At 60.5% G+C, this 18,850-nt stretch carries 18 protein-coding genes; 13 read left to right on the top strand and 5 right to left on the bottom strand.

Translation table 11 applies throughout. The features are described from left to right. Positions 1-856: 856 nt before the first annotated feature. Positions 857-1,087: a hypothetical protein gene (locus C454_RS02745; RefSeq protein ID WP_004972454.1), complete on the bottom strand. Its 231-nt coding sequence runs from the start codon at positions 1,085-1,087 to the stop codon at positions 857-859. A 169-nt stretch (positions 1,088-1,256) separates the two neighbouring features. Between C454_RS02745 and C454_RS20510 the strand changes: the two genes are divergently transcribed. From C454_RS20510 to C454_RS02680, 13 genes are all read left to right on the top strand, one after another. Then, entirely contained in the window at positions 1,257-1,400 is a 144-nt protein-coding gene (locus tag C454_RS20510; protein WP_160163079.1) for a hypothetical protein, read from the top strand. Then, positions 1,393-1,788: a hypothetical protein gene (locus C454_RS02740; RefSeq protein WP_049904928.1), complete on the top strand. Its 396-nt coding sequence runs from the start codon at positions 1,393-1,395 to the stop codon at positions 1,786-1,788. The genes C454_RS20510 and C454_RS02740 overlap by 8 nt, the downstream gene beginning before the upstream one ends. Further along, positions 1,775-3,268: a hypothetical protein gene (locus C454_RS02735; protein WP_004972450.1), complete on the top strand. Its 1,494-nt coding sequence runs from the start codon at positions 1,775-1,777 to the stop codon at positions 3,266-3,268. The genes C454_RS02740 and C454_RS02735 overlap by 14 nt, the downstream gene beginning before the upstream one ends. A 6-nt stretch (positions 3,269-3,274) precedes the next feature. Then, positions 3,275-3,778 (top strand): hypothetical protein, encoded by a 504-nt coding sequence (locus C454_RS02730; RefSeq protein ID WP_152421511.1) that lies wholly within the window; start codon positions 3,275-3,277, stop codon positions 3,776-3,778. Positions 3,779-3,841: 63 nt separating this feature from the next. Then, entirely contained in the window at positions 3,842-4,198 is a 357-nt protein-coding gene (locus C454_RS02725) for a hypothetical protein (RefSeq protein WP_004972444.1), read from the top strand. Beyond that, entirely contained in the window at positions 4,195-4,722 is a 528-nt protein-coding gene (locus C454_RS02720; protein ID WP_004972442.1) for a hypothetical protein, read from the top strand. Before C454_RS02725 ends, C454_RS02720 begins: the two co-directional genes overlap by 4 nt. Continuing rightward, positions 4,719-4,994 carry a hypothetical protein gene (locus C454_RS02715; RefSeq protein WP_004972440.1) on the top strand — a complete coding sequence of 92 codons (276 nt, stop codon included), beginning with the start codon at positions 4,719-4,721 and terminating at the stop codon, positions 4,992-4,994. Before C454_RS02720 ends, C454_RS02715 begins: the two co-directional genes overlap by 4 nt. 54 nt (positions 4,995-5,048) lie before the next feature. After that, positions 5,049-5,471 (top strand): hypothetical protein, encoded by a 423-nt coding sequence (locus C454_RS02710; protein ID WP_004972437.1) that lies wholly within the window; start codon positions 5,049-5,051, stop codon positions 5,469-5,471. Between the two features lie 12 nt (positions 5,472-5,483). Further along, complete coding sequence (locus tag C454_RS02705) at positions 5,484-7,268, top strand: hypothetical protein (RefSeq protein WP_004972435.1); 1,785 nt, start codon at positions 5,484-5,486, stop codon at positions 7,266-7,268. Beyond that, positions 7,261-8,055 (top strand): hypothetical protein, encoded by a 795-nt coding sequence (locus C454_RS02700; RefSeq protein WP_239639882.1) that lies wholly within the window; start codon positions 7,261-7,263, stop codon positions 8,053-8,055. Before C454_RS02705 ends, C454_RS02700 begins: the two co-directional genes overlap by 8 nt. 207 nt (positions 8,056-8,262) lie before the next feature. Continuing rightward, positions 8,263-9,681 carry a hypothetical protein gene (locus tag C454_RS02695; protein WP_004972432.1) on the top strand — a complete coding sequence of 473 codons (1,419 nt, stop codon included), beginning with the start codon at positions 8,263-8,265 and terminating at the stop codon, positions 9,679-9,681. Between the two features lie 2,851 nt (positions 9,682-12,532). Further along, a complete protein-coding gene (locus C454_RS02685) occupies positions 12,533-12,847 on the top strand; it encodes a hypothetical protein (protein WP_004972425.1) in 315 nt (104 codons plus the stop codon). Further along, positions 12,844-14,850 (top strand): ATP-binding protein, encoded by a 2,007-nt coding sequence (locus C454_RS02680; RefSeq protein ID WP_004972422.1) that lies wholly within the window; start codon positions 12,844-12,846, stop codon positions 14,848-14,850. Before C454_RS02685 ends, C454_RS02680 begins: the two co-directional genes overlap by 4 nt. A gap of 333 nt (positions 14,851-15,183) precedes the next feature. Here C454_RS02680 and C454_RS20255 read toward each other — a convergent pair whose 3' ends face one another. The 4 genes from C454_RS20255 to C454_RS20245 form a co-directional block, all read right to left on the bottom strand. Then, positions 15,184-16,179, bottom strand: coding sequence for a hypothetical protein (locus tag C454_RS20255; protein WP_152421510.1), 996 nt, complete (start codon positions 16,177-16,179; stop codon positions 15,184-15,186). Continuing rightward, positions 16,176-16,784: a hypothetical protein gene (locus C454_RS02670; protein WP_004972417.1), complete on the bottom strand. Its 609-nt coding sequence runs from the start codon at positions 16,782-16,784 to the stop codon at positions 16,176-16,178. The genes C454_RS20255 and C454_RS02670 overlap by 4 nt, the downstream gene beginning before the upstream one ends. Before the next feature lie 218 nt (positions 16,785-17,002). After that, on the bottom strand, positions 17,003-17,668 hold the full coding sequence (locus C454_RS20250; protein WP_152421509.1) for a hypothetical protein: 666 nt from the start codon (positions 17,666-17,668) through the stop codon (positions 17,003-17,005). A 67-nt stretch (positions 17,669-17,735) separates the two neighbouring features. Continuing rightward, a complete protein-coding gene (locus C454_RS20245) occupies positions 17,736-18,821 on the bottom strand; it encodes a hypothetical protein (protein ID WP_152421508.1) in 1,086 nt (361 codons plus the stop codon). Positions 18,822-18,850 lie beyond the last annotated feature (29 nt).

Raw genomic sequence — 18,850 nt, 5'->3', positions numbered from 1 at the left:
CGAACTGTACTGGGTTCGAAAGCGGTTCACGATGTGTCTCTTTGGCGGCCTCGGGTGTTACAGCGTGTTCTCGCCCATGTTCGTCGTGACGGTCACGGATCTCCTGCAGAATCTGGTCGGCCTTGGCGCGGCGATTCTCGTGTGTACCTATTTGTATGCGTACTCTAGGGACCGACGCGAAGCGAGGGGAGCCGTCGCATCGATACTGAATAGAGCGTTCATTCCGATGGATTTCACCTCGGGACCCGAATCCACATTACCGAGTAGCGACTATTCTGTACGACCTACTCATGGACGATGCCCCGGTATTTCGTGAAGTGCAACGGTTTCGCCAGCCATGGCTCTGGGCACTTCTTGGAGGGATTGCACTTCTCATGGTCGTTTCTGGACCCATCTCCTGGGCCGGACTAATTGTCATCGTACCGGTTGCTGGACTCGTCTATAGTCTTCGCCTCCAGACAGAGGTGAGAGTTGACGGTGTCTATTTCAAAATGTGGCCTCTTCACCGGTCATTCCGTCGAATCACGTGGATGGAGATTGAGCACTACGAGTCCAAGCAGTACAAACCACTACGTGAGTTTGGGGGCTGGGGGATCCGGNATCTGGATCGAACGAACGGATGGGCGTTCAGTCCTCCTCGGGTCACAACACGCCGAAGAGTTCGTCAAGGCTATCGATGAGGCAACACAGTAGCTCGTTTGAGCCGATATCCTGACTACGACCGACGAGATGGCGGAAATTCGCTCAGATAGAGTGTGCTGATTCGGCCCCTGTTGCACGAATGTTCTGTCAAAACCGGATGTTAACAGAGTCCGCTGAATGAATGTCGACTCCGTGGTGAACTCACAGTATACAGCTACCGCGATGAACCCGCGCCATCAACCCGGTAAATCTTCGCGACACACTGCTCCTCCAACACATCAGGAACGTCCACGTCGCCACCAAACACAGCGTACTCGACGCCGGCTTCGATCTGCGGCGGCGAAATCACGATGCCGTTCCCTGACCGATATGCCGACCGCTTGTCGGCGTTCAACAGCGCTTGCAGGACTTCGATTCGTTCGGCGTCTGTTTCGGTGACTGCCATGGACGAACCTGCTGTACCAATCTAGATAACAATCTTGGTGAGATGACCCGTCTTGACGGCGCGAGACGGGCCCCAACGATTCCCGACAGGTCCGGATTTTCAGCGTCTTATCGTGTCTTCTAGCGTTTCTTGAATCGTCGGCGACGCCGAACGAGGTCGCCGGCGAACCATGACTGAGGGAGCTGACCGAACTCCGACTGGAGTTCACGGAGAAATCGTCGAGTACCGACGCTCGGAGGTCGAAGAGTGGGAGTCGCTCTTCGCGTCCGACGAAGCAACCATCGAGGCGACGGAGGACCAGCTCGATGGGTGACGTAGCAGTCACCGCGAACGGCCACACCCATGCGATGGCCGTGGCCGACCTCGAGGGAGACATCGAAGTCGACGTGGACGCATCCACCGACCCACGCGTCCGACTCCCGACCGACGTGTGCGTGTCCTACGTCGAAGACGACCTCGAAACCGACGGCGGGGTGCGCGCACATACCCGGAGTCGCGTCGACGGTTACGGACTGGCCGGCAAGACCCGAGACTACGCGATGGCGGGGGCGATGCTGCTCGCGTCGGTCGCGGGGTGGCTCTGGGCGTCGGCGGGCGGCGGCATGCAGGTCGCCGCGCTCGTCACCGCGAGTGCCGCCGCCGGAGTCGGCGTCATCGCCTACCGGTCCGCCGCAGCGGGGGTGAGCCATGTCGGGGAGTAGTCGCCTGCTCTCGCTTCTGTCGGTCGCGATGGCCGTCCTCCTGTTGACCACGCCGGCCGCGGCCGCCGACGCGTCCTCTGAGATCGACTTCTCGGCGGACGCGACGCCGAACCCGCAGTACGGCGTCCAACTCACGAAGGCGACGCACAACGCCTCGTGGGACTCGCCGCTTCGCTACGAGAACAACGACGGTGAGCTCGTCCTCGCGGACGCCGAGGTGAACGACTCGGTCGACAACCCGTACTCGTTCTACCCGACGCACGTCGACGCCGCGGACTTCGGCGCGTTCCCGGTCGACAAGGAGAACGTCTCCGCACTCGATGCGAGCGAGTGGACGGTCAACGAGTCCAACACGGCGGGCACGGTGACGCTCATGTCCGACTCGCCGGCGTCCGGCGTCGACGGCGTGCGGTTCTCGACGACCTCGCAGACGAACGGCGACGTCGCAGTCTTCGAGTTCTCGAACTTCTCCATCGACAGCGACATCCAGAAGAAGCATCTCGCGACCGCCGTCGACGTTGCCGAACTCGACGCCGGTGCGGTCGTCGAACTGCGTGCGGTCGACGACGACGGCGACTACTACGCGGCCGAAATCAACGCGTCCCGCACGTCGGGCTCGAACCTCATCGCGAACGCGACCGGCTCGGGCTACGTCTTCCAAGAGCAGATGGGCCAGATGGACCTCGTCACCGCGGGTGACGGTTCCGTCGGGACGCTCGAATCGGTGCAGGTCGTCGTCCGAGACGGCGACGCGGACGTGACGATGTCGATGCTGAACCTCGAGAAGCTCTCGAAGTACAAGCTCGGCACGCGTCTCGCGGACACGGACGATGACGACGAACTCGAGACGGTCGACGTGTACGAGAAGAACGCCTCGGGAACGCTCGCAGTGAACGAGCTCTCCTCGCTCGGGTCGTGGGCGAGTTCGGCGGACATCAAGGGGCTGACCTTCGACGCGAACTTCACGGCCGAGCGGCTCAACGCCGAGGACGTCGACGTCGAGTTCAAAGAGACCGGCAACAAGTACCCCGGCTACTTCGGGACCGTCACGGTCCAGTACCGGATGGCGCTGCCGGACGTGTACGACCTCGACTACCAGTTCCCGACGCTCACCGACGAGCAGTCGGTGACACGCGACCGCGTCCTCTCGGTCGAACTCGCCGAGGGTGTCTCGGAGTCGACCGCGTTCGAGGACATCGAGTCGTGGACGGACAAGACGGCGCTGTACACGTCGCTGAACGCGTCGGTCACGCTCGACGACACTGTCCAGCCCGGTCAGGACACGGTCATCAAGTACGAGTACAAGGTGACCGAGGACCAGTACGACGCGATGCAGCCGTCGGCGCTCGGCGGCGCAGGCTTCTCGTCGGACGACGGCGGCTGGTTCTCGTTCCTCTCCGGCTTTACGAACTGGATCGCCGCCGGCCTCGCGACCATCGCCGCGACCGTCGGCATCGCATCGAAGCGCTCGGGGGCTTGAGCGGTGGTGAACGCGCCTGACGGCTCTGGGGGTGGTTCGTCGTCGAGCGGGTCGGGCGGGTCGAGCGGACCGCGCCTCGACGGCGCGCGGAGTTACATCGACTTCGCCGACCGATTCGACAACTTCGGGCAGGCGTTCATCGCGACCGTGAGCGGCATCGCCGTCTTCGCCGGGTCGGCGGTCATCGCACTCGGCGAGTCGGTCGTCAACCTTCCCGTCACGCTGTTAGACGCCTTCGGCATCGGCGGCGAGGCGTGGGTATTTGCGCTGACTCGCGACCCGGCGGAGTTCGTCTCGGCGTCGTTCCAATCGGCGGGCGATTCGCTCCTCACCGGGCCGTTCGCCGAACTCGGACCGTTCCTCCCGTGGATTGCGGCTATCGTCGCCATCGGCGTGGTCATGATCCTGACGTGGTATCTCGACCGCCGGGACTCGGACGTTCCGGGGCTCGGCGTCGACCTGCCGGTCATCGGAAACGACGAAGACGGCGACTCCACCGACGAGGAGTGATGACGATGGGTCAGCAACGCGACCGCGGCGCGGTCGGCTCCCGACGGCACCTGGGGGTGACTCGTGTCGGGAACTGACGCCGCGCAGTACGTCGCGGACGACGGCTCTATCCGGGTCAAGCGACTCGTCGGAACGCTCCTCGCGGCGGCCGGGACGCTCTTCGGGTCGGTCCAAATCGAACTGCTGTCCGTGCTGGTGAGCGCGCAGGTCGCGCTCGTCGACTTCGTCGGGCGGTTTCTGACGGCGTTCGTCTCGAACGCACTCGGCGAGAGTGCGGGACTCGTGGCCGATAGTTGGCGAGCAGCAGCGGTCGCGGCGGTCGAGTTCGGCCCGTTTGCGCCGGTGCTGTTGGCCCTCGAGGCGGTCGCCGTGCTCGCCATCGTTGCGACTATCTGGGACTTGCGGAGGGTCGTCTCGTGAACGCGTCGGACACCGGTGGCGAGACCTACAACAACTCCGGCGCGCCTTCCGGACCCGACCAGACAGCTGATACTGACACCGAGAGCGACGACGGCGGCCTCAGCGTCTTGGGCACGCTCACGTCGTTCTCCGACAACCCGGACGAACTCGAGTCGTTCCTGAAGGCACCGGCGACGTTCATCGTGACGACCATCGGGACGTGGGTCGTGACGAACGTCTTTCTCCGGCCCGCGGAGTTCGCGTTCGAGACCGTCGACTCGGCGGTCGCGACGACGACCACCGTGATGGAGTCGGCTTTCGGAACGGCCGGTACGAGCGCGTGGGAGGGATTCACGCCGGTTCTGGAGCTACCGACGATGTTCCGCGATCTCCTCGCCGGCCCGCTGATGGACGCCGGACTCGCCGCGCCGATTGCCGGTGGGTTCGCGTCGGCGCTGTTGGCGGCGGTCGCGACGCTCGTCGTCTATCTGGTCGTCCGGGTCATCGTCGACGCGGTCCCCGGTCTCGGAGGGTTGCTCCCGTGAGCGACGACCAACAGAACCCACTCGAACGGGGCGCGGCGGTTCTCGGCAGCGTCCTCGCCGGTGCGGCACTCTACCTCAAGTCGTTCCTGACGCTCGACCCGGCGTTCCTGCTCTCGGGCGACTGGTACGGCATCGCGTCGCTGTTCACGCGATTCATCGGTCCCGAACTACTCCCGGCGCTGCCGTGGAACGCGCTGTTCTTCGCGGCGGCGCTCGGGATGCTCGCGGTTTCGCTGTTCAAACTCAGGAGTTCACGAAATGCAACGAAGTAACACGCAGACGACGAATCGAACGAAAACTGAACCGACGTCGACGGAGACGGGTCGATGAACGTCCTCGAACTGCTGGCGTCGAACTGGCTGACCGTACTCGGCGGCCTCGCGGCGCTGGTGCTCGTCGGCTTCGCGTGGGCGGAGTACGAAGACGAGAAGACCGCCTCAGAAGTCGGTGCCGGCGTCGGAGCGCGTTCCAAGCGTGCCATCGGTGGCGGGGTCGGATTCCTCTCGGCGCTCACCGTGGGCGTCCTCGGTGGCCTCTACGAGGCCGGGATGTCGCTGGGTGACCTCGGTGCCGTGCTGGGCGACCTCTTCGTCAACGCGCCGGAACTCATCTCGGGCATCATCGTCGGCGTGGTCGGTACCGCCGGACTCTCCGGTGTCGTCCCGCTGTCGACGATTCAGTTCGTCGGCATCGCCATCGTCGCGCTCGGCATCGGCGGCATCGTGGGCCTCCGGCGGGGGACCTTCTGAGGTGCGTCTCGAATGAGACGACCCGCGAGGCTCGCGCTGCTGGCGCTGGTGCTGGTTGCGCTGTTGGTTCCGGTCGGTGCAGTCGCACAGTCCAACGAGACGGCGACTGAGGCGGACTCGGGGCTCACTCTCGAACAGTTGAACGAGCGCGGCCAGAAGCCGGCGAACGCGCCCGACTCGGTCCGAGCGAGCGGAAGCTTCGGACAGTACGGCGTGAAGTCGCTCCCGACGGGACTGCTGGTCATCGAGGGCGATGACTCGCCGATGTGGTCGTTCCTGCGTCCCGGCGAGACGGTCCGCCGCAACTACGTCCGACTCGAGTCCCGCCGCGCCTTCGGCGTCGAACCCGAGAACGTGACCGTTCGCATCGCCTACTGGAAGGCGGGCACGGTCTCGAAGGAGCTCTCGGACGGGACCGTCGTCGAGGAGGAAGTCGCGAAAAACGTCACCACGCACTCCCAGACGGTCACTGTCTCGGCGGGCTACTCGAAGCCGATTCGCATCGACCTGCTGCCGCACTACGACGACCGGGTTCGGACGACGATGTGCGTCGAAGAGCCGGGGGAGCCGAACTGTCTCGCCAACCCCGGCGCGAAGCGCTGGATGTTCTACCACGCCTCGACGAAGGCGGCGAAGCCCATCGAGACGAACTCGGAAGGGTCGCGGCTGGCGTGGTCGATCGGCCTCATCGCGTTCCCCTTTGCCGGCTTCACGTCGGTGACGCTGTTCGTCGGTCGCCGCGCGGTCGAGAAGGCCCGCGGGAATCCCGGCATCTCGCTTCTGGCGTGGGTACTGGCGCTCATCGGTATCGGCACCGCGATGGTCGTGTTCTGGCGGCAGGTCTCGTCGTCGCTCATCCGCGCGCCGTGGATGCTCGGCGTCATCGGGGGTATCTTCCTCGGCATCCTCGCGACCGAGTGGTTCGGCGACGACAGCTATCTCGCGCTCTTCGTCCGCCTCCGGGCGAAAGACGGGATGGACTCGATGGTCCGTCAGGCCGCGCCACAGGACGGCGACGACCGTCCCGACCCGCTCGCGGATGACCTCGCGACCGACGGCGGGTCGCAGGGCCGACAGACGGTCGACATGGACGCCGTTCCCGGCCGACTCATCGCCGACGTCTACCCACAGCGGATGGTCCGCGGCCCGGATGGCATCCGGTCGGCGGTGAAACGCGGACTGGCGCGGTTCTACGCCCGCGCTCGGGGTGCTCGGGCGGACATGGCGACGAACGGCCGGCCGCAAACGTCTATCGAGGTGAACGGCGGCCCCTACGAGGAGCTGTTCTTCCTCGACCCCGAGTCCCAGACCCCGGTCGAGTACGAACCCGAACGCCACGAGATTCGCTTCCCCGAACTCATCTCCCGCGACGAAGAGGGTCGCCTCGACGTGAACGCGACGGCGATTCTCGGCGGTGTGACCGCGCTCGGCGCGTCGTGGCTCCTCGGAAGCGTCCTCCTCGATTCGCCGTCGCTCGGACTCCTCATCGGCGGGGGCGTCCTCTTCGCGACGAAGGTGATGCGCCCGGTCTCCGGCCGGTTCGGCGTTGACCTCGCGCCGGTCCACTATGGCAACGCCCTCGCGGCGATGCTGAAACACGCCGACCAGATTGGGGACGTGAAGTCGTGGGAGACGCTGTTCGACCGGTTCCACGCCGAGAAGGCAGAGAACAAAGCGGAGAACAAGGCGCTGTCTGACCGCGCAGAAGCCTCGCAGATGGACACCGTCACGCGACGGTACATCGGCGGTGACCACAGGGAAACGGCCACCACAGACGGAGGGCAGGACGATGAGTGATACTCACCGTCGACATCGTCGTCCGTTCCAGTCTGAGACCGATGCAGATGGTGCGCCTCGTCGAGCGCTTGCAAAGCTGTCGGCCGACCAGCGCGACACGTTCCAACAACTTCTGGACGGGTTCGAGACGCGTTCCGACGTCCTGCGGTGGATGTCGGAGGTGACGATTCACACGCTTGGGGCGCTCGACGACGAATGGTTCGCCGAAATCGTCTCGTCGTCCGGCGCAATGTCCGCCCTCCTCGACGAACCGTGGGGCACGATTCGAGAGGCCCCCGAGACGTTCTCGACGTCGACGGCCGCTGAAGTCCGTCGGTCTATCGCCGTCATGGACCTCCTTCCGGCCATTCGTCGGTCTCACCGCGAGTTCCGGTGGTCGGCAAAGGATTACCTCGACGATGACGACGACGGACCGATGCCAAACGTCCGAACGCAGGCACACCCGGCCATGCGTCCCGAGCTTGGAACACTCGAAGCCAGGATGTCGTCACTCCTCGACGAACTCCTCGCGGGGTTCGTCGACGAGGATGCGTTCGTCGAGTGGGGCCAAGAGGTCGTCCAAGCGAGCTACGCCGAGGTCGATTCGGACGTCATCGAGGCCGCGTACTTCGAACTCCCAGTCCGTCGGATGATGCTCGACGGCGGTGAGCGTGCTCGGTTTTTCCGAGAGTCGTGGGCTGCCGAGTTCGTCTTGTCCGGATTCAACGCGTCAGCTCGGCAGGTGGCTAACCGCGCAACCGAGGTGGCACAGAACGCGACGAAAGAGACCCACGTTCCGAGTGGATAACTATGTCAAAAGCACGAAACAATTCGACCCCTCCACGGGGGCACGACNGGCACAGAACGCGACGAAAGAGACCCACGTTCCGAGTGGATAACTATGTCAAAAGCACGAAACAATTCGACCCCTCCACGGGGGCACGACTGGGGCGAGAGGACGCAACAAGCCGTCTCTCACACTGCCCCGAAGCATTGGAAGACAGACGCGTACGAGATGCGCCAGAAGTTCGGCATCCCTCCGTTCGATCCAGAGGAGTTCGTCCCAGAACCGGGGCAGGTTAAGTCGGGAGTCTACCCCGACCTCGTCGTCCACGAGCGGAAGCCAGACGTGACGACGACACCGCGTGGAACGGACGCGTTCATCAAGGGCGACCGCGGGTCGGGGAAGTCAACAAAGGCCGCGTCGCTCGCGATTCGGCTGATGGAAGACTTCCCGTTCGTCGACGAGATGAACGCGAACAAAGTCATCTGGCGCGGCTCTCCTGCACGCTCCGAGTGGCTTCGTCTCAAAGAGGGGGCGACTGTCTGGCTCCCCGAGCACGCGACGGTTGAGGCGACGTGGGAAGACGAAGACGATGGTCGGTACGAGGCTGCCATCGAGGATGTCGTTCGCGATGTCCGATACTACGACGACGTCCTCGACCTCGTCGACAAGCTGGCCGAACAGAAGCCCGGGACGTTCAACGTCGTCTATCCCGACCCGTCGTTTTCAGGCTGCCGTGAACTCACAGAAGAGACCCAACGCGTCGGCGAGCCGCTCCCGTTCATCCCAACGTGGGAGGCAGACCCGTCGGAAGGGCGGCACGCGACGCCGCTCACCGACTGGTGGTTCGCGTTCATCCTCGCGCGCACAGAACACGGCACGCACATGGGATGGACGGCGCTCATCTTCGACGAAGTCGGCGACTTCGTCCCGCAGTCCGCCCGGAACTCGCCGGGCCGTCGACTGTGGGACAAAATCGATCTCCTGCGGTCACTGTGGGCCGAGTCGCGACGCGCTCGCTTCTCGCAATACTACCTCGGCCACTACGAAGAGAACGTCCACGAGAAGATTCGGCGCGAGTTCAAGTGGCGGATTCAGATGCCGGACGGGTCGCCGAACCCGCTTAAGAAGGTCCGCGGAACGTGGCCGGTCGGCTTCGACAACATCCCGATGACGACCGACCTCACGTCGGGTCTGTCGATCGGCACAGGGCTGTGCTACAACACCGCGAAGTTCTCGTACTTCGGGTGGAAGGACGTTCCAGAAGCACCTGCGGACGAGAACCGATGGCTTCGAGCTCGACTCGGTGCCCCCGCAGAGCTACCGGCGTCGTCGACGGACGTCGACGCTGACTCGAACGAGAAACCAGAGTTCGACGATTCGGTCTTTGCCTCGTGGCAGAACCAGATGGACCACCGTCTCTACGTTCGAGACCCGGGCTCGGGGGGGATATCAGCGAAGACGGGGGCTGTTGGCGACGAGTTGGCGTCCCCAATCGAGGGGATGGCGTTCGAAGAACCAGCCGTCGAGGACGGGGAGGTCGTGGTGAGGATGGCCGGAAGCGACGTTGGTTCTGTCGTCGTTGCTTGCATTCCAACGACTTCGCAGTCCTTTAAGTCGGGGTCGGATATCGGGGGTGAGCTGGCGTGAGGCGAAATCTCCGGGAACTGTCGGATTACCTGACACGCCTCCCGCGCGCGTATTATAATCATGATACTGAAATACCCCCCGGGAGGGGCATTTTGGGGGCCCCCCAGCGGGTGCTGAGCATGCTGCTGGTCGCGATGATTCTGGTGTCGACGCTGGCACCGTTCGTCGGAGTCGCGACGGCCGCCCCGAGTGGTCTCGTCGGTGTTCCTGACGCGAACGTTTCAGAGGATTTCCCAGTCGGTACGAATCCACCACTCCGAGCTGCAGACTTGGAAGGGTCGGTGATGGCGTCCGACCATGCCGAGTCGCTCGAAGTCATCGCGACGACGCCCGGTCGTGCGTCGGGCTACGTGAACGGGACGACCGTCGGCGGTGGCGAGGTCGTGTTGGTGCTGCGTGACGACGTGCACTCGACTGGCCGGACGGTCGCGATAGACGCCGGTGCGGTTCGTGACGCACTCGGATACACTCCCGAGCGAATCTATGGAACGCACGACGACGGTGCTGAATGGTCGTCGCCAGTTCGGTACGACGCCGGCCTGTTGTTGTTCGACGTTGCGCACTTCTCGTCGAACGTGGTGACGTTCTCGGGAGATATCAGCGTCAACGCGTTTGGCGCAACGAACGGGAGCACAATTTCCTACTCGGTTAACTCGGTCGATGCGGTCAGCAATTTCACCGCACTGGTCGAGGGAAGTCGGTTGACTGAGACAGAGTCGGAAACATTCTCGGTCGAAGGGGGTTCGTCAGCGGCAATCTCCTTCGCGTCTGATCTCGCTGATTCGGCATCGATAACCGCGACTCCTGTTGCAAGAGTATTCAACAAAGGCGGTTACCACCTCTCGGGAGGCGAGACGGCCACTAAAACGCTTGACGTGTCTGATGTGTCGTACCTCGAAAAAGTGAGGGTTGACGTTCAGGACACGGGTTCAGATATCGGTTCCAGTGTTGAGGTTCGCTTAGAGGAAGCTGACGGAACGGTCATCACAACAACTGGCACGACACTTAGCGCAGGATATTCTGGCTCTACACAGACCCGATATTTCGACACGGATGTGTCGGCGTATGACTCTGTGAACATCGTTTTCGACTTCAACGACTACCAAAGCGGTGAAACCGCAGACGGCGACAATATTAGAGTCGATACCGGAACGTCTACTGACGCCATGACTATCNTTTTCGACTTCAACGACTACCAAAGCGGTGAAACCGCAGACGGCGACAATATTAGAGTCGATACCGGAACGTCTACTGACGCCATGACTATCACCGCTGACGGTGATGGTGGTTCGTTCTCGGTCGGGTCAACGACAACTCAACAGAGTGGTTCGATAGAGCTCTCTCCGTCGACTTCGACGATTTCGGCGTCAGGATCCGGAAAGCTCGACGTGACAATCAACTATACGGAGGTGTCCTTGACGAGGAACCCGACGATTATCATCAACAACCATTCGACTGGATTCACCGGGACGCTGTCTGAAGGTCAGACTGCAAACCTGTCGGTAAACGAATCGTGGGTCCAGTCGGGAGAGAACAATATTGGCTTCAGAGTTGGTAACGGTTCCGTATCAGATGACGCTCCGACTCCGAGCGTGAATCTCTCACTCGCTCATACAGCACACGACCAGCAATCGGTTAGTTACGAGTCCTCGAAGTGGCGAGAGTCGTACAACGTCACCAAGACGTTCACCGGTGACCAAACCGGTGTGACCCTCTCGATTCCGTTTGCCGGAAACGTCGCGCAAATCAGGTCCATCGAGAAGCGGCACAACGGCGGAAGTTGGTCCACCGTGCCACCGGCGGATTACGATTTCGACGGAACATCACTGGTCGTCGATATGGGCTCGGTTTCTGGTGGTGATTCAGTCTCGCTCCGTGCCAGGGGACAGAGGTTGGTGGTCTCGAACGGCTCTCTCACAGTGACAGACCCGACGCCGCTCGGTGAGCGCCTCGATTCCGAGGTCAGACTCGACTCGTGGGCAAACGACTCGTATCTCTCGTTGGGCGGGTCTCCAGACGAAACTCGACTCCACTACACGTACAACGAGTCGTTCGGCGATTCTGAATACGACGAGGTGACGGCAACTGGATATCACCGCCTTCACTTGCCGGAGGCGTCTGCGTCCTCGACGTTCCGCGTTTCGACGGTTCCGGTTCGTGTCGACGTCGCGACCGGAGAGGCTCGGTTCCGAGTCACCGAACCGTCGACGACCGAACCGAAGATTTCGGTGATGCCCGGTGAACACTTCGGCGACGGCGTTTCTTTCGAGTTCTTGGCACCGTCTGCTGGTGACACCTACCTCCTCTACTCGACGACGAAGGGAACGCAACGTGATTCGGTACTCGCTGGAGAGACCGTGTCGCTGGCGGACGACGACTCCAAAGAGATTCTCCACATCCGGAAGTCGGCGTCGACCGAGTCGGAATCCAGTGGTTCCGGATTCTTTGGGTCTGGCGGTGGTTCCGTCACGGACGTCGCGAACGACTACGTCCCCGCAATGCCGGTTCTGAACCCCGGTCTCGTCGCCGCTCTCGTCTTGGTCATCGTCGCAGGCGCAGTCGCGTACACCGAACGGCGCACATCCTCGACGCGCTCGAAGCCGGTGTACGAGCGACCGTTGGTGCTGTTGGCGCTCGTCGTCGCCGGCTTCGTCGGCATCTTGCTCATCTCGCCAGAGTCCATCACAGGGCCGGTGAAGTCGGCGCTCGACACCGCGCTCCCACTGGCGTCGGTGCTCGGTGTGATGCTCGCTGTGGGTGGCCTCGGGTACTGGTGGTACACGCGACGGCAGACGAGGATTGCTGAGGCGAAAGCACCAGAGAACGTCTTCCGAATCGGTGGTGACGACAAGTGATCGACCCTATCCGAGCGACGCTGGAAACGGCGTTCGCCGCCTTCGGTATCGAGGGCGTCTCGGTGATGGGGCTGCTCGCCCTGCTGGTCGCTGTGAGCTACGTCCACAAGGCCTCGAAAGCGGGGTCGCTCGTCGCCGGCGTCGCGTCGACGGCCGCACACGACGCGAAAGTGGTCGCTCTCACGCTCGCCGGCCTGCTGGTCGTCGGCGTCGTCTCGCTCAACGTCGGCCGCGGCCGGGAGCTCGTCTCGATGGTGTTCGAGCGGGCACTGTCGTTCGACTGGACATCGCTCCTCGGGGTGGTCGGATGAACTACGAAGCGCGACTCGAGGAGGTCCTCAACGCAGTCGCGATCGACGACATCTACGAGTTGGCCAATGACTATCCGGAGGAAACGCGCCTCGAACTCGATTGGCAAGCTATCGCGCGGTACGAGGCCGAACACGACAATTCGGAGCTCTCGCTGTCGGCCGTGTCGGGCATCGCGAGCGATGTCGTCGCCCGACCGGAGACGACGCTAGAACGACTCGAAGACGTCGTCAGAGAGTTCGACGTTCCCGGACGCGAGAAACCGATGGCGCGAGCGTCGGTCTCGGTCGTGAACCTCCCGGACGACGCGACGTTCGATGTCGGGGGCTTCTCTCCCGAAGACTGGATTGGGCGACTGCTGGCACTCGAAGGCCAGATTACGAAGCGAACCGCGGTCAATCCGATGGTCGAGGAGGCGGCGTTCGAGTGCCTCCGGTGCGGGACGATGACCTATATTCCGCAACACGGCTTCGGGTCGCTCCAAGAACCGCACCGCTGTCAGGGGGGTGAACTGCAGGGGCCGTTCCGACTGAACGAGACGCAGTCGGAGTGGACGAACTACCAGAAGATTCGCCTGCAGGAGCCACCCGAGAACGCCCGTGGTGAGACCGAATACATCGACATCCATCTCACCGGTGGCTTGGCGGGAGGCCCGCGAGTCGAAGGCGGGACGCGGACGACGTTCTTCGGCCGCTTGAACCCGGTGTACACCGGTGACGTGGTGTTCGAGAAGGACCTCGTCGGGACGGGCTACACGGTCGAACAGGGTGGCTTCGAGGACGCCGACCTCTCCGAGTACGAAGCGATAATCGACGAGGTTGCAGCAGCGCCGAACACGTTCGAACTCCTCGTCGATTCNGGCTTCGAGGACGCCGACCTCTCCGAGTACGAAGCGATAATCGACGAGGTTGCAGCAGCGCCGAACACGTTCGAACTCCTCGTCGATTCGTTCGCGCCGTCACACCAGGGCCACCGACACGTCAAGGAGGCGTTGGTGCTCCAGCAGTTCGGTGGCTGGGCGCGAACGGGGCGGGACGGCACTCACCACCGCGGCGACTCGCACATGTTCCTCCTCGGCGACCCGGGGACCGGGAAGACGTTGCTGCTCGAGGCGGCCTACGAGGTCGCACCGCGCGGCGCGCTCACCGACGGGACCGGTTCGTCGAGCGCCGGCCTCACGGCCTCGATCGTGAAAGACTCGTTCTCGTCCGAACAGTTCAGCATCGAAGCGGGGACGCTAGTTCGAGCGAACAAGGGCATCGCCGTCGTCGACGAGCTCGACAAGGGCGAGACGAGCGACCTCGACGCGCTTCACACCGCGCTCGAATCCCAGCAGGTGCACGTCTCGAAGGCGGGGAAGAACGCGATGCTCCCGGCCGAAACGTCGCTCCTCGCGGCGGGGAACCCGATGGGTGGACATTTCGACCCGTCGAAGGATATCGCCAACCAGGTCGAACTGAAGTCGCCGCTCCTCTCTCGGTTCGACCTCATCTTCACGATTCGCTCGGAGGAAGACGAAGCGAAGATTCGGGACATCTCCGAAAAGATGGTGAGCTCTCGGAATCGTGCTGGCCGGCGTGCACTTGGGGAAGACATCGACGAAGATGAGTCGGAGCCATCGGTCCGACTCGACCGCGACGAGTTCACCGCCTACGTCACCGCCGCGAAGCAGGTCCAGCCAGTCGTTCGTGACCCGGCAGTCGCCCGGGAGATGCGTGAGTGGTTCGTCGAGACGAAGACGTCGCTGCCGGAACGCTACGCGACTGCGATGGGCGAACAGGAATACGACGGACCACCGTTGCCGATTACGGCGCGAAAGCTCGACGCGCTGCAGCGGCTTTCGGAGGCCTCGGCGCGGATGCGACTGTCCGAGACGGTCGAGATGGTCGACGTTGAGCGTGCGAAGCCGCTCATCGAGCGATCGTTAGCCGATATCGGGATTGCGCCGGCGGATAACTCGTCGTTCGAGACGGCGACGACTGACGCTGCAGAAGTTGGGATTTGAGGGCCTCTTTGGGATAGTGAGACTCTGTTGGGATCATCGGCTACTGCTAGTTTGTCGAACTCGTGCTGAATAGAGGGTCTGCATTCAGTACGCCATCACTCTTTGTTTCACACTAGAAGAGTTGAACAGACTGATTGGAAGAGTGTACGAATGAAACAGTCAGGTCGTAAGAGTCGTGTCGGGAGAAAAAAATCTACCTCCGTCACAACGGTCCGACGTACGTCGCCTCACTTTGGCCTACGGTACCGATTCGATTCTCGGAAGCGCAGAGAGTAAGCGAGGCGATCGTGGCGGTCAAGGCACGGGGAGTTGTGAGAAGTTACCGTCTCCAAATCAAACGTCTCGAATCGTTCTAGTGTATTCTTCAAAGCCCTCCGCCCTCTTTTCGGCGTACGTTTTGAAGATCTGATCTGTGGAGAACCTCACTTCAATATCTTGATCTGAAAGTCGTTCCAGCATATCACTGAAGAACTCCGCTGGGGGATACTTGCTCGATGGGGGTCTATTCGTCCACTGAGAGTACGTTTTTACGGTCTTATTTACCGCGTCACTAGCTAGGAGGACACGCTCAGGCATAGATAAATCCACGAGTTGTCCGGTTGTTTTCACATGAACCCTCCCATGCTGTGAAATATCCATCTCGATAAACTCTCCGTGGTATTCGAACTTTCCACTGATTGATTGGAAGTGCTGACCGGTTAGCAGGCCGAGCAATATGGGTGGAGAGGAAGATAGATCAATACTTTCAGACACCTGCGCCGATTTGCCAAACATATCTCTTTGCCCACTGAGATCTGCACTCGTCAAGGAAATCGGAGTCAAATCCGAGATTGACTGACCTGTGCTGTACTGCCAAAATAGCCAGAGCATGAAATCAGGATCGAATGAGATCTCACTTAGTCTCCCACCCGCGGGCTCGGCAGCTTGAATCTCTTCGAACACTTGTTGATATGTTGTCATTGAACCACGAACCAATACCGTCTCTGGAGTCGTCGTGAGCAGATCTGCTGTCTTTTCAGAAATTGGCTGAGCTGTGATGCGTTGACTTTGCCGAGGATCGTATACTTCAATCTCTTCCCCAAGCGATTCTTTGCGGAATCGTGCCCCTGTTGACTGCCCACAGAGCGCTAATGCCCTTTCATCGCAATCTTGATTGATGGAATCGAACGGGAGTCGTTCAAACCCAGTTCGACCAATACCTGGGTACTCAACGTCCGAAAATGGCTGTGATTTGACTAGATCACCGAGTATTTTTTCAGCTGAAGCATCACGGGCTCTGCAAGCCTGGAATACCAATCGTCCGTGAAAATTAGTGAGGGATGAACTCATTCCTCCACCTCAATTGCGATCAACTCTTCTCCCATATTTTGTGCCTGCTCATTTGAGAGTTCCCCTGGACGCTGATAATCCACATCAGATACGTCGATTAGGTAGAGCCAGGGGTTTGGGCCACCACCGATGTCGTTGTCCTTCTGGACGCTCAAAACGGGCGTAATTAGCTCCTCAATACCGTCTTCACGAGTGTAGAACCCATTACCGTTTGGATACGAACTGAGTGAACTCCCCAGAGGACCATCCACCTTGAACTCTATCTCTTGGTTGCTCGACACGAGCTGAATATCGACTCCATCAACTCGTCCCATCGGTTGTAAAACAACTGCGATGACTTCCTCTCCGATTTGGCTAAGTCGCAGGACGCCTTCTTCGGATTCCTTTATCATATATGACTTGTCCTGTAGCGGGAACCAATTCACGGAAAATTTGAATGGCTTATTTTGATAATAAAACCACAACGGGATGCCCGCATATGAAATTGCTAAGCCGAGCAACCCAATGAGGGTGACTGAAATAACGGAGTATTGAATGCCAAACTGGTTCCCCTGGATGTAGTTCCTCATGAAGTGAAAGCTGAGTATAGCGAGGACCCAGCTCACACTTTGGATTTGGCCAGCTCGAGTAACCTCGTTTGAGTCGTGGTACGCTTCACGGAACTGTTGATAGGCAGGGNCGAGGACCCAGCTCACACTTTGGATTTGGCCAGCTCGAGTAACCTCGTTTGAGTCGTGGTACGCTTCACGGAACTGTTGATAGGCAGGGTACCTGCCGGTTCCACGTCTTGAATCGATCCCGCGGAGTATCCAGCCCGTTAGCGTCATCGAGAACGGGCAGTCTCTAGCAGCTGAAGCACATACTCATGGGTCGTATCGTCGCCTGTGGCGACTTCGATCTTCCCTTCCTCGTAAATGACATTGACCGGGTCGCCCCAAGGCGTTTCGAGAATGAAGTCTGCCTCAAGAAGTGAGGATTCGTGAGCCACGTCCTCAAGCCCAATGCCACGCTCCTCGCGTAACTCAGCCAACGGTTTCCGCTGCCCACGAAAGCGAATAACTACAGAGCCGATCCACGTTGCGTCATCCAACAATTTCCAAATTGCATTCGAAGAGTCGGCGAGATCGCGATGTACATCGATGCTAATGTCAAGCTCTCTATCGAGTTTCTCGTCAAGAGCATCAACAACCTCGCCAAGTTGGGCCGAGCCGGCGCTCATCCGCACCACAAACATCCTAGAGCCAGGTCTGAGTTGGAAACTCCCAGACGCGGACGACGTTCCCAGTATCCCATCTTTCGTGTATTCAAATGTCCCTCGGCTGATTACCTGGTCCGGGGGTGGGTACTCTTCGGGCGGTTCATACAGGACATCTACTTCGTCATCTGTGCGATCAGAGATCTCGATGTTCCCTTGTTGCCCCTGGCTCGGCCGGCGCTCTCCAGCATCATAGACGTCCACCGCACGGACGCTATCTCTTGTCCGAGCCATTGTTATTCACTTCCCTCTTCATTCTCCATCCACCTGGCAGTTTCGGATCTCGGTACTGGTCGGGGGTTCATGAGAACTCGAGGTCCCAATCGTCAAGCGACTCCTTACGCTTCGCGAGGAGGTTTTTCACGAGCTTCTTCTGGAACTCGATCGTGACATCCTGTTCTTTCCCACGTTCGTACAGCTCAACTGCGAATGTGGGCGGGGGATACTTGTCCTCTTTCGGCAGATCACTCCAATTCTGTCGGAGTTCGGTGAGTTCGCGTACGAGTTGGACTCCGAGCAGGACCCGTTCGAATTTGGTTGCTTTCTGGATATCTTCATCCGCCTTGATATGCACCCGACCGGACTGTTGGATATCCACTGTGAGGGTCTGGCCACTGACCTGGAACTTCCCAGCGACTTGGTTTGGGAACTTAGCTTTGAGGAGTCCCTGAATGAACGGCAATGACTGGAATATGTCTGTCGAGCCAGTGATCTTTGCAGATTTACCGAAGTAATCTCGATTGCTCCCGAGCAACCCGACTTCAGAGATATTCACCATTGTCAGTCCAGTCTCGAAGGACTCGTCTTGCCACTCCTTGTACAGCAGCCAGAGCAAGAAGAGTGGGTCAAATTCGAGCGGCTCGATTCGGATGAGTCGTTTATCATCATCCCCCCCGTTAGTAATCCCGACGGCTTCGTTAACCGTCCCCATCGCTTTCCTTCGATCGGGCCTCGCTCCCTGCACCATCAGCAGCGACGGAAGGAGCCAGTAGACGTACGCTGTATGTCGTGATACCTCTTTTCCAGTGAAGCGACCATCCTCGGTTTGGATTTCGGTGGCGCCGCTGAACTCTTCTCGAACGTATTCTCGGTCGAAGAGTTCAGCTGCAAGTTTACGATGCTCAGAACTCAGCCGGGCGTTTTCGCTCTCAAAATCATACTGGTCGAAGTACGAATCGAGATCGATATCCTGGAATCCGTTCTTTGGGCCGCCATCGTACTCCGCTTCAAGCGGCGGGAGAAGCTCATCAATCCGGTCACGGATAGCTTCAATGTCGCTTTCATCGACATTGAGGTTCGCGGGAGCCGTAGTGTAGAGGCCGTTAAAAACGAGATGGCCGTCATAAGAGAATTCGATCGCATCAGATACAGACCCTTCTGATGGCATTGCCGGCTAATAGGTTAACAGGATGAAAT

The sequence above is a fragment of the Haloferax gibbonsii ATCC 33959 genome (assembly GCF_000336775.1).
GTDB classification, from domain to species: domain Archaea; phylum Halobacteriota; class Halobacteria; order Halobacteriales; family Haloferacaceae; genus Haloferax; species Haloferax gibbonsii.
Note: the sequence above shows the minus strand (reverse complement) of the source record. Positions and strands in the feature narration are given on the sequence as shown.

Coding starts and splice junctions, on each gene's coding strand:
- C454_RS02745 (WP_004972454.1), bottom strand. CDS start 1,087: ATGGCAGTCACCGAAACAGACGCCGAACGAATCGAAGTCCTGCAAGCG.
- C454_RS20510 (WP_160163079.1), top strand. CDS start 1,257: ATGACTGAGGGAGCTGACCGAACTCCGACTGGAGTTCACGGAGAAATC.
- C454_RS02740 (WP_049904928.1), top strand. CDS start 1,393: ATGGGTGACGTAGCAGTCACCGCGAACGGCCACACCCATGCGATGGCC.
- C454_RS02735 (WP_004972450.1), top strand. CDS start 1,775: ATGTCGGGGAGTAGTCGCCTGCTCTCGCTTCTGTCGGTCGCGATGGCC.
- C454_RS02710 (WP_004972437.1), top strand. CDS start 5,049: ATGAACGTCCTCGAACTGCTGGCGTCGAACTGGCTGACCGTACTCGGC.
- C454_RS02705 (WP_004972435.1), top strand. CDS start 5,484: ATGAGACGACCCGCGAGGCTCGCGCTGCTGGCGCTGGTGCTGGTTGCG.
- C454_RS02700 (WP_239639882.1), top strand. CDS start 7,261: ATGAGTGATACTCACCGTCGACATCGTCGTCCGTTCCAGTCTGAGACC.
- C454_RS02695 (WP_004972432.1), top strand. CDS start 8,263: ATGCGCCAGAAGTTCGGCATCCCTCCGTTCGATCCAGAGGAGTTCGTC.
- C454_RS20255 (WP_152421510.1), bottom strand. CDS start 16,179: ATGAGTTCATCCCTCACTAATTTTCACGGACGATTGGTATTCCAGGCT.
- C454_RS20250 (WP_152421509.1), bottom strand. CDS start 17,668: ATGGCTCGGACAAGAGATAGCGTCCGTGCGGTGGACGTCTATGATGCT.
- C454_RS20245 (WP_152421508.1), bottom strand. CDS start 18,821: ATGCCATCAGAAGGGTCTGTATCTGATGCGATCGAATTCTCTTATGAC.